Source organism: Litorilituus lipolyticus, from assembly GCF_006439335.1.
Lineage (GTDB): Bacteria > Pseudomonadota > Gammaproteobacteria > Enterobacterales > Alteromonadaceae > Colwellia > Colwellia lipolytica.
In genome coordinates, this window is the sequence record NZ_SAWY01000005.1 from 104,018 (window position 1) to 118,556 (window position 14,539).

The window sequence follows — 14,539 nt, forward strand, 5'->3', positions numbered from 1 at the left end:
ATATGAGTGTTTATCATTTCCCTGCACCGCTTGAAAGAGAACACCTATTGAGCTGTTTAATGCGGTATGCCATATCTCAAGGTCGAAAGGAGTACGTTAAAGTTGCTAAACAAGTATCGACGAATGTCAGTCGAGTTGATTGTAATAGTTACTGGCGGGCAATATATCGTGATGCTTTGAACCAGTATTTACCTAAGTATCATCATCAAATTGCTTTTGATAATACACTGCTTAAAGTTTATTCAGTTTTTACTCAATGCGAGTTTTCCACTTTATTAATACAGCAATTAGAACAACCTCATAAGTTGCAACTGAAGTATGCCAACCTAGAACAAGTTCATAATGGTTGGAAATGGTGCCCAGAGTGCGTTGTTGAAGATGAAGAAACTCATGGTGTAGCCTACTGGCACTGCGACCATCAATTTGCTCTTAAAAAACGCTGTAGCCAACATGGTACGTTGCTAATATCTGAGTGCCAGCATTGTAATTACTCATTTAGTTCAATATTACAGGGAGCTCCTCCATTAAATACTTGCCCTAAGTGTGGAGAAAGTTTTGTTCATCAAAATAGAGAAGATACAGGCGAAGATTTGTGGATTGAAGATTGTGCCAATCGTATTCTAAAGGACGAATTTGATTTCAATAAGGCTGAAGTTCAAGAGTTTTTTAAGGCTCAATATGGGGTTAATGAACCAAAGCGGCAATGGACGTTAGCAGAAAGAAAGCAGATAACTAACCAGCAAGATTTATTTGGTAAATGGCTTGATACTTTAAATTTATCAAACCATTTAACACTGTTAACTTCAAATAGACCTTATTCTCAGCATCCTGCATTTAATGTGAGTGCCTACACATTCAAAAATCAGAATTTAGCGCCACTGATTCATCTGGTCTTTAAACGCTACTACTTGGAGAAGTTATGTTAGGCATTCTCCCCAACGAAAGTATTTATAGCTACCTCATCCGTTATTGCTTAAAGGATGGTTATCCTAATTTAACCAGCGCCGTTAAATACTATATTGGCAGTGTAAGCAAGCAGTGGAGCGCACAATTCCCGAGTTTTATTTCTCAAGTTTCAGCATTTTCTGGAATACCATTTCAACGACTTCTTTTTGAGCATAGTGTTTATCCAGCTTATAGAACCTTTCTCTCAAAGGAAGTTACCAATAAGGTCGAAGAGCTTTTACAAACAGGAGGTACATTAAACCTTGAATCAAAAATGTCACTGGTTGCTAATCGATTACAGGCTCCTAGCAAGTTGAAGTATTGCCCTTTGTGTGTTCTAGAAGACCTTGAAAATTACGCTTGGGAATATTGGCACATTGAACATCAGTTGCCGGGCTCCCTGGCTTGTAGCAAACATAGCTGCAAACTCATTGGAGTTAAAGTTAATCGAAAGCGTTTGATACTTCCTCCAACAGAAAACCTCATTCGTTCATCAGCTACTGATTTAGCCATTAAATTATCAACGCTTAGTGAAAGCTTATTTGAGCTAAACGGCTTCAGATTAACAAGCGAAGTGCTGAACAATGTTTATCGTTATCGTTTGGTTGAACTTGGCTTGGCTACTCATAACCGCTCTTTCAGAATTAAAGTAGCTAAATGGCGAGAACGGTTGAAACAATACTGGGAGCCAATAAGCAATGACCCTCAAATATCAGAAATATTAAATAAAGATAAAGGCTGGCAGTACCCTGTAAATTTACTTTATGGAAGAGATAAAGCTTTCCACCCTTTAAAACACTTACTTGTTATAGGCCACTTATTTGAAACGTTCGATGAATTTATTTCGCAATACCGTTTGGTTGAATGTGGCCATGAGCCAATCAGTGTTACAGAAGAAAAAATCCATGATTTCAATGGCAATGATAAACCTGACGATAAAATTATTGAGCTTCTCAGGGCTGGACACAGTTTAAGAAAGATTTCTTCTGCATGTGAAGTCAGTATTGGGTATGCAAAGAAGATTGCTCAGTTAAATGGTGTTGCCATAAATAGACGAACTCAATTTATTCATGAGTCAGAACGGCGTGATGTTTGGCGAAAGTTATTTATAGGTCAAACGACTGAAAACATAGCTGACACTATGGGGATCTCTATTGGGGCTGTCGAGCAAATATTGTCTTGTTACCCTGAGCTTGTTCAGCTCAGGAAGAAAATCCGCTATTTCAATAAGCGAAAGAAGCACCGACAAAGTCTTATTAAATCAAATCATAAATACACTACTCGCAAAGAGATCAGGGCTGACTGCTCTGCAAGTTATATTTGGCTGTACAAGCATGATAAGGGGTGGCTTTATTCAAATTTACCTGAAGCTATTCCAAGACAACACCGCTACTCACGTAAGGAGAAGTAAATGACTATAGCAATCAACAATTGGGTGGTATTTGAAGTTTTTAGTGACGACGAACTAACCGAGTACTTTGGGGGGGCAGTTTCTGGTTTTGTAACAAATGCTTGTAGCCCAAGATTGGAATTAGGAGAAAGAGTTTGTACTGCTGGTGTAACTGATATTTGCATGAACGATAAGCTTGTTCGAACAAAGTCTGGTGAGACATTTAACTTAAAAGGTAACGGTCAATTCGTTCAGCTTTCTATCGGTGATTTTGATTCATATAGTCGCACAGGGTATAGCGAAAAGCTCTTTAAAAATCACTTATCAATGGATCAAGTACCGCCTGATATTAAAAACGAATTGAATCTGTTTTTTAAAAATAATGAGAAATTGATAGTTGAGTGGTTGGTTAACCCCAAACGACCACTAAACGGACAAGCTCCAATTGAAGTGTTGGCTACTGAGGAGGGCATCAAGCAGGTTTTAGATATGCTTGAGCGAATGCGAACAGGGGATTTTTCCTAACATGAACATCTTATTCCTGTGCACGGCAAATATTCAAAGAAGCCGAACTGCTGAAAACCTTTTTAAAGCTCTTGATAAGAAGAATACCTATAAGTCCGCCGGATTAAGCGCTAAATACTGTGAAGAATACGGAACAACCTTATGCACAATTGAAATGCTTAAAGGTGCTGACAAAATTTTTGTAATGGAAAAAATGCATCTTGAGCGGATAAAAGAGTATGCCGGCGAACAGTACCTAGCAAATGTTTTGGTATTGGATATTGAGGATAAGTATCAGTACATGCAGGCAGAGTTGGTTGAACTTCTTAAAAGCAAACTGGCTGGTTTAATTTAAAACAAGTGGTTATATCGCAATTTTAAAACGGATATATAAACGAAAAATGAAAGGTGATGAATATGATTAAAGTGACTGATTTAGTTCTAAAGTCAATTGAATTGATTGAAAGATATGGCGAATTAATATCGGTAGAAAACTTGCCGGGGCAAGCCCAGTCATTGGAACGTGATGACTTTCTTATCGTCTATACAACGCCTTTTTCTGGGGCAGAAGTTTTGCCAGGGGAGCTCAGTTACATAGTTGATGTTTGGTTTAAAAATAAGAAAGTGTTTAGTGAATACTTTAAAAGCCATGAAGAGCTACATGGGGGTGAGCGAAAGAAAAGAGCAGAATGGTGCAAACTTTTAATGCTATTAGACTGATTAGCTGCTTAAAAGCTAGAATACCCGATATGTGTGAATACAGCTAAAAGACCAGCATAAACGTCTGCCTTGAGTTTAAGTTCGGTCTTATCTTCTGAATATCAAAGAATTTACTTTTTTTACTGTAAATTTTTTAAAAGAGGTGCTCTGTATATAATTGAGACCAAATTAAATCATTCATTACCGATATTTCTACTTCCTAAAGCATCAAATGACCAATCTTGGTTTTCTTCTCATTTCGAAGAAATGAGGTATGCCGACGCTATGCGTCGAAATTTTCCAGCTACATATTGCTGAGCTATTGCAAATGTTGGGGGGGGCGGTTTGGGCTAGACTCAGAACTAACTCACTTTATATGCTTGCTAGATACCAAATTAGCTTGTTCACTGGAATTGCATCATGATGCAATCTAGCATAAAAATTTTAGTAGGAACTTTTGAGTGAACTGTACTAGAATTAATCTGGTAGTATAAAGTAGGATTATATCCTTACGAGATTTCTTTCATTGGAGGTAAATTATGGCAATGGTAAAGAAAAGTATCACAGTAACTGATCAACAAGAGCAATGGATGCAAGCTCAACTTGCAACTGGCAATTATGCTAGTGACAGCGAGTTATTACGAGATTTGATCAGAAAAGAGCAAATGCGTACGAGCCAAGTTGAAGTTATTAGGCAAGAACTGATCAAAGCAGAGCAAAGCGGTTTCAGCTCTCGTTCTCCTGAAGATATTGTTAATGCGGTGATTGCTAGAAAACAAACTAATGGCGAAGTATAGATTAAGTAATGCTGCCGATCAGGACTTCGAGCAGCTATTTGAATATGGCATTGATAACTTTGGTTTAGCTCGGGCTAAATCATATGTTGATGGGTTGATTATTCAGTTTCAAAGCATTGCGGAAACCCCCTTGCATTATCAGGCTGTTGATCACATTCGTAAGGGATATAGGCGTAGCGTGTATGGAAAACATGCTATTTACTATGTCGTTTCTAATGACTACGTTGATGTCATGCGAATACTAAGAGCAGAAAACCTTAAAACAGCTTTTGAGTAATTAATGTGTCTAGTGCGTTATCAGATAGGCTCTTAGAAATTGATAATCGGCTTCAGCGACTCGATGAAGAAAAAGAGTTATTGTTAAATGAACGCAATAGTATTCTTGCACAACAAGAAGTCGAGCTAGCCAAACATTTTAACCAACACGTTTCACCTGAAGCTAAAGTCGATTTATTCATTTCTTATTTTAAAGGTCGAAATGACGTTTACCCGTTTCGTTGGGAGTCACAAAATGGGCGAAGTGGCTATTCGCCAGCGTGTTGGAATGAATGGAAACCTAAAATCTGTAATAAACCACGGATTAGTTGCACGGAATGCTCAAATCAACAATTCAAGTATTATGATGGTCAGGCGATATTTGATCACCTCAAAGGCAATCAAACGATTGGGATATACCCACTTCTAGAGAATAATACGACCCAAATACTCGCCGCTGATTTCGATAAAGATGATTGGGTTCACTCCGTTAAAGCTTTTTCTGAAGCTTGTGATTTTTATAAAGTACCCCACATTATCGAACGCTCTAGAAGCGGAAATGGTGGGCATGTATGGATCTTCTTTTCGCAGGCAGTTGAAGCAGCTAAAGCTAGAAAACTAGGTAACGGCTTATTAACGAAAGCCATGGAAATGTATCCCGCTCTTTCATTTACTTGCTTTGATCGTTTATTTCCGAATCAAGATGTTATGCCAGAAGGTGGCTTTGGTAACTTAATAGCATTACCTCTTCAATTAGAGCCAAGAAAGCAAGGCAATAGTGTATTCATAGATTCGTCAGGGACACCTTATAAAGATCAGTGGGCTAAGCTCGCTTCTATCCCCAAAATTGACAATACGGCACTTGATAGCTTGCTGGGTGAAATAACGTTAATCGATGAAAAAGCTAATAATGATTTGGCAGACACACCTTGGAAGAAACTCACTTCTATTGATAATGATGTGATTGTCAATTGCCCAGAAGAAATAACCTTAGTTATTGCAGATCAAATTTATATTCCTATCGATAAACTTCCCGGTAAATTAACATCAAGACTTAAACAGTTAGCAGTATTTTCTAACCCAGAGTTTTATAAACGGCAAGGCCTTCGCTTATCTACTATTGGCATTCCAAGATATATTTGCGCCGCTCATATTGAAGGTAAATTTTTAATTTTACCCAGAGGGTGTTTATCATCTGTAAAAACTCAATTAACTGAACAAAAAATTGAAATAAACTTCGATGACAAAAGGTTTTCAGGTGACAAGCTTGCCAAAGTTAAGTTTACTGGAAAGCTGAAAAGTCAGCAGAATAAGGCTGTTAATGCGTTATTAGAATCATCGGTTGGCATACTGGAAGCTTCTACTGGCTTTGGTAAAACTGTCACGGCTCTAGCATTGGTTGCTAAACGTAAAGTAAACACATTGATATTAGTTCACAGCCGGCAACTGGCTGAACAGTGGTTAGAACGTATTAATGTTTTTCTAAAAGATACTGAAGTTGGTTCATTACTTGGTGGCAAGGAAAAGCTGTCTTATCAGGTTGATGTAGCCACATATCAAAGTTTAGTGAGTCGAAATGGCATGGATATTAAGCCATATATTGAGAGGTATGGGCAGATTATTGTGGATGAGTGTCACCATCTGCCAGCATCAAACTATGAAAGCTTGATTAAGTCCAGTCACGCCCAATTCATTCATGGATTTACCGCAACACCAAAACGCCAAGATGGCTTAGAAAAGCTGATGATGTTTCAACTGGGAGATATTGTTTATAAAGGCGCTAAATCAGGTTCAATGCTAAATCAGCAAGTTATTGCCCATGAAACTAATACTACGTTTCCTACAGAATGGTTTGAGCCTGATACTAAACCTCATATCTCACAAGTTTATAAGCTCCTAGTAAACAGTGATGGCAGAAACCAAAAGATCGTCGTCGATATTCTCAGTTGTATTGATGACAAACGTGCAGTAATGGTATTAACCGAAAGAAAAGAGCACATCGAACAGCTGTCAGCTCTATTAACGCAAAAAGGTCTCCTGGTTGTAGAGCTGCATGGTGGTATATCTGCTAAGCAGCGGCAAGAGCGTATCGCAATGCTCGAAGAAAACAAAGATCTAAGTAACGATAAACTGGTAATTCTTGCAACAGGTAAATACGTTGGCGAAGGATTTGATTTACCGTACTTGGATACCTTGTTTATCACATTACCCATAGCATGGAAGGGGATATTAGCTCAATATGCTGGACGAATAGGACGAGAGTGGAGTAATAAAAACTCGGTTCAAGTTTATGATTATCTTGATCCCTTCCCGACACTTAAGCGGATGTTCTCAAAACGTGAAAAGGGTTACAAAGCACTTGGTTATCAAATTACTTATAGGTAAAAGAACTACTCTTTAACAGATTTTTGCCTAACGATGGATTATAGATGATCTCGGGTTTGCGTTTACTATGAACGTTGAAATTTAAGTATCTGTTAACATTGACTTGTGAAATTAACAGTTTCAAACTCAATTCGAACTGTAATGGCTGAAAGTATATGTTTATGCTTACTGTTTCAAATTTGGAATTTTAATCTATCCCTTTAAAATAAAGGGTTTTAGTTTCAAACTTTATTCGAAACTGACAGTTGATATAGAATAATAAAAAGCGAGCTACTGCTCGCTTTTTTTTTGACGATTTTTGTTCGTGGACAAAACCATCGTTATCATAGTTTTCATGGAATGTCGTGTTACAATTAAGTATGTGACTAAATTCCGGTAGTTTGTGACTGGAAATATATAAGGGTGAGCCTAGTGCTCACCTTTTTTGTACCTGTAAATTATCACTTTTTAATACTGCCATTTTATTAAGGTTTGTAATTCAGTTTTATAAAACAGATATTCCTCTGGCATTGCATACATCATCAATCTCAAAAATAGTATAAAATTTGCTTTTAGATTGAATATGGATTGTGATCATATGTGGTACATTACACATATAAAATTACAATTAGAAAACTATTGAAAATAAGTAATAGTTAGGTTTTTATACTCAAATTTCAATTCTCTATTTTAAAAGCGACTTTTTTATGGAATTCGATTCAAGACAAACAGTTATCATAGCTATTATTGTTCTACTTATAGGAAAGCTTTTAAAAAAAAGAGTCAACTTCTTCCAAAAATATAACATTCCAGAGCCTGTTATTGGTGGCATACTAGCCTCTTTAGTTTTTAGTAGTTTTTATTTTGCATTTGAGAGTGTGATCTCTTTCTCCCTAGAGCAACGTGATGCTTTGCTAGTCGTCTTTTTTACTTGTGTAGGATTGTCAGCAAAATTATCTACCCTGATGAAAGGTGGGAAGTCTCTTGTTATTTTACTTGCGATTGCCACAATCTTTTTAATATTCCAAAACATTACAGGTATTGGAATTGCTTGGCTAACAGGATTATCTGACAAAGTAGGTGTTTTAGGTGGCTCTGTTTCTTTAAGTGGCGGACATGGCACTGCAATAGCATGGGCACCCGTATTTGTAGAGAAATATGGTATATCTAATGCCGTTGAAATAGGTATTGCGTGCGCTACTTTTGGTCTAGTGCTCGGGGGAGTATCTGGCGGACCAATTTTTAATTATTTGTCTAAAAAGCATCATCTTAAATCTCAACAGGAAGAGGTCAATATTGTTGGTTTTTCCCAAGAAGAAAAAGCTAAGATAACGGTAGATACTGCATACAATGTCTTGTTGGCAGTTTGCATTGCAATAGGTATTGGCTTGTCTTTGCATGAATTGAGTTTAGAGCTGGGTTTTAAACTTCCCATTTTTGTACCTTGTTTGTTTGGTGGTATCATTTTAACCAACACAGTGCCTTATCTTTGGAAGTCTGTACCTTGGGCATCAGGTAAGCCTACACTTGCGCTATTATCTGACTTTAGTTTAGGTTTGTTTCTAGCTATGTCTTTAATGAGTTTGCAATTATGGACCTTGATTGATTTAGCTTTGCCTATTCTTTTGCTATTAGCATCGCAAGTATTACTCGCTGCATTCTTTGCAATTTTTGTCGTTTTTATTGTATTAGGGAAAAATTATGACGCAGCAGTTATGGCATCAGGTTATGTAGGGCTAGGCTTAGGAGCTACACCTACGGCTGTAGCAAATATGACAGCCGTAACACAAAAGTGTGGACCTTCTACTCAGGCATTTATTGTTATCCCATTGATAGGTGCATTTTTTATTGATATAGCGAACGCAATTATTATTCAATTTTTTCTAAGCTAAGTAGAATGATGTAAGTTGTTTACTTGTAAGAACGATTTTAAAGGTAACAGAAAAATAATGAATACAACTCGTTTTAAGAATATTCTATTTGTAGTTTTTACTTCACTACTTTGTGCCTCATGCGCACAAAAGGTAGCCCATACCCCACTTTCAAAAAGCGAGTATAATGCGATTGATTTTGCCGACTCTAAACGTGTTGAACGCTGGTGGGGCGATGTAAAGCCACCATTGTTAGAGAAAAACTTACAGCATCAAGCCATAATTTTACAACAACGTTTCCCAAGTGCAGTAAAAGCTAAAAGTGATACTTCGCCTAGTTTTGATGCTTTAACCTTGTCAGGTGGGGGAGCTGATGGTGCCTTTGGTGCAGGTATTTTAATCGGTTGGACTCAATCTGGGAATAGACCTGAATTTGAGCTTGTTGTGGGGACAAGTACAGGGGCTGTTATCGCTCCTTTTGCATTTTTAGGCGCTGAATATGATGACACATTATTTGAAATATATTCGCAATTAACACAAGAGAAAGTTTACCAATCTCAACTGTTAAGCGGCATTTTGGGCGGCTCATCAATTGCAGATACAAAATACCTAAAATTACAAATAAAAAAATATATCACATTAGATCTAATAAAGAAGATTGCTATAGAGCATAAAAAAGCTAGAAGCCTTCTGGTTGTAACTACTCATTTTGACGCTATGAGACCTATGATTTGGGATATAGGCACAATTGCGATGAAAGAAAATATTGCTGCGGTAGAACAAATCAGGGAGATCATCTTAGCGTCTGCATCAATCCCTATTTATTTCCCGCCTGTTGCGATTGAACTGCATGGCAAGACTAAACCTTACACTGAACTGCATGTTGACGGTGGGTTAACACGTAATGCTTTTTCTTACCCTGCACAAATAAGTATTGATGAAATTGAGAGAATCCAAGGTTTATACTTTAATCGTAATATTTATGTGATCCAAAATGGTAACAGTAGAATGCAATATGAACCCGCAGAGACAGATTTATCAAGTATTGCCGCAAGAACAATGCTTGGCTTACTTCAAGATAAAATTAATTCTGATATTGAACGAATATACTATCTATCACAGCGAGATAAATTAAATTTTAATATGATTGAAATCCCAGATGATTTTATTGCAGACAAAGCAATAGAGTTTGACTCAACATACATTAATAATTTACTAAAACTAGGGATAAAGTTAGGAAAAAATGGAGATTTCTGGCACAAGAAACCTCCATCAGAAAGGTAATAATATGCAATTTACGATAACATTTCTAGAGCTGTTTTTTTGGTCAATCTATTTAACTTTACCAATAATACTTTTCTTAAGCGTGATTATTGTTTTCTTAGGCCAAGTCGTTGGTTATGTGGAGCACTGGAGTAAATTTGATAGCCTATATTGGTCATTGATTACCGCTACAACGGTAGGCTACGGTGACTTTAGGCCAATAAGAAAAGTGTCAAAACTTATTTCAACTATAATTGCAATTGTGGGGATGATCTTAACAGGTATCATAATTGCTGTAGCATTAAATACAGCATCAACGGCATTAGAACGCCATGCCGATCAAAACATAATCGAACATATGAAAGAGATTTAATTAATTTTTACATAATTTTAAGAGGTCGAATGAAAGATACTCAAACCACTGAAGACTTTACTTCTGAATACTTTAAAGAAGTATTAACCATCTTTTTCGATGCTTTACCTGACCCTATATTTGTTATCAATCAAAACGGTTTAATCCTTAGAGTTCTTGGCGGTAATTCCCATAAAATCAACTGTTTTCCCAATATTGTAGAAAGCCAATACTTACACGAAACCCTCCCAAAAGAGATTGCCGATGTTTGTTTACAAACAATAAATAAGGCTATTGAAGATGACTCTCTAACCTGTATAGACTATGAAGTAGAAAAGGAGCATCTCTCACCTGAATTTTGCAGTAATCAGTTTTATCAAGGGAGAATATTCCCACTAAAGCAACATGAGTCTGATCTGAGGGCTGTTTTATGGATAGCAATTAATACCACAGAAAAAGTATTATTCACTAAAAAGTTAAATGAACTTGCTACTAAAGATGAATTAACAGGGATTAACAATAGAAGGTACTTTAATGGAGTAATGAAGAGAACTTTTGATATGTTTCAAAGAGATAAGGTTTCTTTTTGTATTCTCATGTTGGACGTAGACTTTTTTAAAAAGGTGAATGACAACTACGGACACGATGGCGGTGATTCAGTGCTAAAGAGCATAACTTGCACTTTAACAGAATCTTTAAGGGATATAGATTTGTTAGCCCGTTATGGTGGTGAAGAATTTATTGCCTTACTTCCTAATACAAATATGCCAGATGCGTTTATTGTTGCCCAAAGAGTGCGATTAGCTGTTGAAAAAAGTATTGTTCAGCATGGCGCACACGAAATAAGGGTAACAACGAGTGTAGGTATTAGTGAAATATCTCCTGAAGATAAAGACTATGAATCTGTTATTAAAAGAGCGGATGTTGCGCTCTATGCCGCTAAAAATGCAGGCCGAAATAAGGTAGTTATAGTGTAAATGACGGTGTTATTAATTTATTAAATCGTTAGCAGCGTAGTTAGCACTACGCTGCTAGTTTTCTTACTATTAACTTTTTGGCGTCTCTATTTTCATAAATATACTGTAGAGCACTGGAACAACTAACAGTGTTAATAAAGTAGCAAAAGTTAAACCGAATACAATAACAACCGCCATTGATTGGAAAAATGCATCAAAGAATAGTGGGATAACACCTAATACGGTTGTTAACGTTCCCATCATGACAGGTCTCACACGGCTTGTTGCTGAGTCTATTACGGCATTAAACCTTTTTTTACCGTTGGCTATTTCAAAATCCATTTGATCAACTAATACAATACCATTCTTTATCAATAAACCAGACAACGATAAAATACCTAATATCCCCATAAACTCTAGCGGGATACCTGTTACAACCAACCCAAATACGACACCAATCATAGCTAACGGAACGACAAGCCAAATAACCAATGGTTGTTTTATCTTACCGAATAGAATCACAACAACTAAAACCATTGCTAATAACCCTGCTGGAATAGTTGACATGAGATCTCCGTTTGACTCTTCAGAATCACCAAACTCACCACCCCATTCCAACGTGTAGCCATCAGGCAATTCTATTGCTTCAATTTGGGGTCTCAATCTTGATAGCAACGCAGAAGGCAATTCACTGGGGTAAGGATCACACTGGGCTTTAATAGTAAAAACTCTGTCTTCACGCCTAATTTGACCATCGCGCCAAATAGTTCTAAAACCATCTGTTACTTGAGTCAATGGAACATATTGCCCAGCAGCATTTAGCACCTGAATATCATTAATGTTACTGATACTTTCATTTTCACTATGTGGGACCCTAGAAATGATAGGTATCAAATCTTGCCCCTCTCGATAAACTCCAATTTGCTTACCTAAATAATGGTTAGAAATTGCAGTAGCAATATTCTCTCTCGATATACCTGCTCTACGCCCTTTATTTTCAGAGTAAATAGGCTCTATGACACTAACAGGATCTCGCCAATCATCTTTAATTGAGAGGGTTTTTCCATCGGCTATCATAATGTCTTTTGCTTGGTTTGCTAGTTGACGCAATACAACAGGATCAGGACCTCTAAACTCAGCTTCAATTTTTGAACCACCACCAGGTCCTAATACAAACCGCCAAGCTTTCGCTTGAGCATCAGGATAGTTTTGAGCGATATAGTTTTGCACAACCGGCATCATTGCATCGATTTTTCGATAGTCTGTTACCCGCACTAATAGTTGGCCATAAGAGCTATTGTTTGATTCACCTGAATAGGTCAGCATGTATCTAATGCCACCACCACCAATTAAGGTTTGAACGGCTTCTACATTGTCCATTTTAAGTATAAAAGCTTCCAACTCACTCATATCTTGGTGAGTTTGCTCTATACGAGTTCCTTCAGGTAACCAGTAATCAACGACCATTTGTGGAGAAGTTGACTGCGGGAAGAAACCTTGTGTCATAAACTTAGCACCCCAAAGAGATGCAAGAAACAAACTGGTAACACCCAGCACAACAGGCCAGCGATATTTCAAAGCCCCTTTCATGAAGTTTTTGTATAGCGTGAAAAACTTACTTTCTGCCTGAACAGCTTTTTCACCATTTGCTTCAGGAAAAAGCCAGAAACAACTAAGTGGCGTTATAGTGACTGCAAATAGCCAGCTAAACAGTAATGAAATCATCACTACCCAGAATAAATGACCTGTATATTCTGCTGTTTGACCCGGTGCAAAACCTATTGGGGCAAAAGCGATAATACCCACTAATGTTCCACCTAATAATGGCCATTTGGTTTGTTGAACAATTTTCTTGGCTATATCAAGTTTACGGTAGCCTTCTTTTACTCCGACCAATATTCCTTCAGTAACAACAATAGCATTATCAACCATCATCCCTAGCGCGATGATTAATGCGCCAAGTGAAATACGATGCATAGGAATATTAATCATTTGCATGGTTGCTAATGTAGCCGCAATAGTAAGGATTAGAATGAAGCCAATAACTATGGCTGAGCGCATGCCCATAAATAAGAACAGCGTAACAATAACAATTAATAAAGCGGCAATAACATTAACTATAAAATTATCTACAGAAGCTTTTACAATTTTACCTTGATGATAATATTCAAAAACTTCAATACCTAAAGGTCGTCTACTTTCTGACTCTGTAAGTTTAGCTGCAACTGCCTCGCCTACAACGACTACGTTTCCACCTGTTACATTAGATACGCCTAACGCAATAGCGGGTTTACCGTTGTAGCGAATAATTTTGTCACTAGGTGTTGTATAGGTTCGATAAACCTTTGCAATATCTTTTAAGAATATGACTTTGCCGTCTGTTCCTGTAGAAATGAGTAAATTCTCAATCGCATCGATTGAATCTATTTCACCTGAAGGATCAATAACGATACGTCTAGTACCAACATTTACATTACCAGCGGAGGTTACGGCATTTTGTTGAGATAAAATATCGTAAACGTTCGAAATCGAAACCCCTAACAAGGCAGAAGTTTCAGTTGATATTTCAACAAAAATTGCTTCTTGTTGTTCACCCGCTAACTGTACTTTCCCAACACCGCTTACTTGTAAAATTTCTTTCTGGAGTGATTTCGCATAACTTCTTAGCTCTGACGCTTCATAATCATCGCCAGTAATGAAGTAATACAACCCATATAAGTCGCCAAAATCATCATTAACTATTGGTGTTGTGGCATTTGGTGGTAATGTCCGCTCTGCATCTTTAATTTTGTTGCGTAATTTAGTCCAAATAACTTGTAGTGCTTCTTTATCTTTAGAAAATTGATATTTTATATCGACTGTTATTTCGGATAGCCCCGCTGTAGACTTAGAGCTGACTTTCTTAACTTCTTGCATTTGTTGCAATGCTGTCTCTAGTGGCTCTGTTACTTCGAGGGCTACTTCTTGTGGGCTTGCTCCAGGATATTGAGTAAAAATTAAAGCTGTTCTGATAGTAAACTCAGGATCTTCAAACCTCGCCATATCTTTGTATGCAGTCCAGCCGCCAAAAATAGATAAAAGGATGACGATAATGCTGAGTACTTGGTTTTTTATTGAGAATTCTGCGATATTCATAATCAACT

General features: G+C 37.2%; 13 protein-coding genes. 12 read left to right on the forward strand and 1 reads right to left on the reverse strand.

Going from position 1 to position 14,539, the window contains the following annotated elements:
* The first annotated feature begins 2 nt into the window (after positions 1–2).
* The 12 genes from EPA86_RS02930 (at position 3) to EPA86_RS02985 (ending at position 11,417) form a co-directional block, all read left to right on the forward strand.
* Positions 3–926: a TniQ family protein gene (locus tag EPA86_RS02930; RefSeq protein WP_140601724.1), complete on the forward strand. Its 924-nt coding sequence runs from the start codon at positions 3–5 to the stop codon at positions 924–926.
* A complete protein-coding gene (locus EPA86_RS02935; protein WP_140601726.1) occupies positions 920–2,356 on the forward strand; it encodes a TnsD family Tn7-like transposition protein in 1,437 nt (478 codons plus the stop codon). Before EPA86_RS02930 ends, EPA86_RS02935 begins: the two co-directional genes overlap by 7 nt.
* Positions 2,357–2,860, forward strand: coding sequence for an MbcA/ParS/Xre antitoxin family protein (locus EPA86_RS02940; protein ID WP_140601728.1), 504 nt, complete (start codon positions 2,357–2,359; stop codon positions 2,858–2,860). It abuts the gene before it with no gap.
* Position 2,861: 1 nt separating this feature from the next.
* Entirely contained in the window at positions 2,862–3,194 is a 333-nt protein-coding gene (locus tag EPA86_RS02945) for an arsenate reductase/protein-tyrosine-phosphatase family protein (RefSeq protein WP_140601730.1), read from the forward strand.
* 62 nt (positions 3,195–3,256) lie between these two features.
* Positions 3,257–3,559 carry a hypothetical protein gene (locus EPA86_RS02950; protein WP_140601732.1) on the forward strand — a complete coding sequence of 101 codons (303 nt, stop codon included), beginning with the start codon at positions 3,257–3,259 and terminating at the stop codon, positions 3,557–3,559.
* 518 nt (positions 3,560–4,077) lie between these two features.
* Complete coding sequence (locus EPA86_RS02955) at positions 4,078–4,335, forward strand: ribbon-helix-helix domain-containing protein (RefSeq protein WP_054552832.1); 258 nt, start codon at positions 4,078–4,080, stop codon at positions 4,333–4,335.
* Positions 4,322–4,612 (forward strand): type II toxin-antitoxin system RelE/ParE family toxin, encoded by a 291-nt coding sequence (locus EPA86_RS02960; RefSeq protein ID WP_140601734.1) that lies wholly within the window; start codon positions 4,322–4,324, stop codon positions 4,610–4,612. The genes EPA86_RS02955 and EPA86_RS02960 overlap by 14 nt, the downstream gene beginning before the upstream one ends.
* 5 nt (positions 4,613–4,617) lie before the next feature.
* Positions 4,618–6,975 carry a TOTE conflict system archaeo-eukaryotic primase domain-containing protein gene (locus tag EPA86_RS02965; RefSeq protein ID WP_140601736.1) on the forward strand — a complete coding sequence of 786 codons (2,358 nt, stop codon included), beginning with the start codon at positions 4,618–4,620 and terminating at the stop codon, positions 6,973–6,975.
* 686 nt (positions 6,976–7,661) lie between these two features.
* Entirely contained in the window at positions 7,662–8,846 is a 1,185-nt protein-coding gene (gltS, locus tag EPA86_RS02970; protein ID WP_140601738.1) for a sodium/glutamate symporter, read from the forward strand.
* 57 nt (positions 8,847–8,903) lie between these two features.
* Positions 8,904–10,109: a patatin-like phospholipase family protein gene (locus tag EPA86_RS02975; protein WP_140601740.1), complete on the forward strand. Its 1,206-nt coding sequence runs from the start codon at positions 8,904–8,906 to the stop codon at positions 10,107–10,109.
* A 4-nt stretch (positions 10,110–10,113) separates the two neighbouring features.
* A complete protein-coding gene (locus EPA86_RS02980; RefSeq protein WP_140601742.1) occupies positions 10,114–10,461 on the forward strand; it encodes a potassium channel family protein in 348 nt (115 codons plus the stop codon).
* A 29-nt stretch (positions 10,462–10,490) separates the two neighbouring features.
* Positions 10,491–11,417 carry a GGDEF domain-containing protein gene (locus EPA86_RS02985; RefSeq protein WP_140601744.1) on the forward strand — a complete coding sequence of 309 codons (927 nt, stop codon included), beginning with the start codon at positions 10,491–10,493 and terminating at the stop codon, positions 11,415–11,417.
* A gap of 69 nt (positions 11,418–11,486) precedes the next feature.
* On the opposite strand, the gene EPA86_RS02990 is transcribed toward EPA86_RS02985, so the two are convergent.
* On the reverse strand, positions 11,487–14,531 hold the full coding sequence (locus EPA86_RS02990; protein WP_140601746.1) for an efflux RND transporter permease subunit: 3,045 nt from the start codon (positions 14,529–14,531) through the stop codon (positions 11,487–11,489).
* Positions 14,532–14,539: the final 8 nt, after the last annotated feature.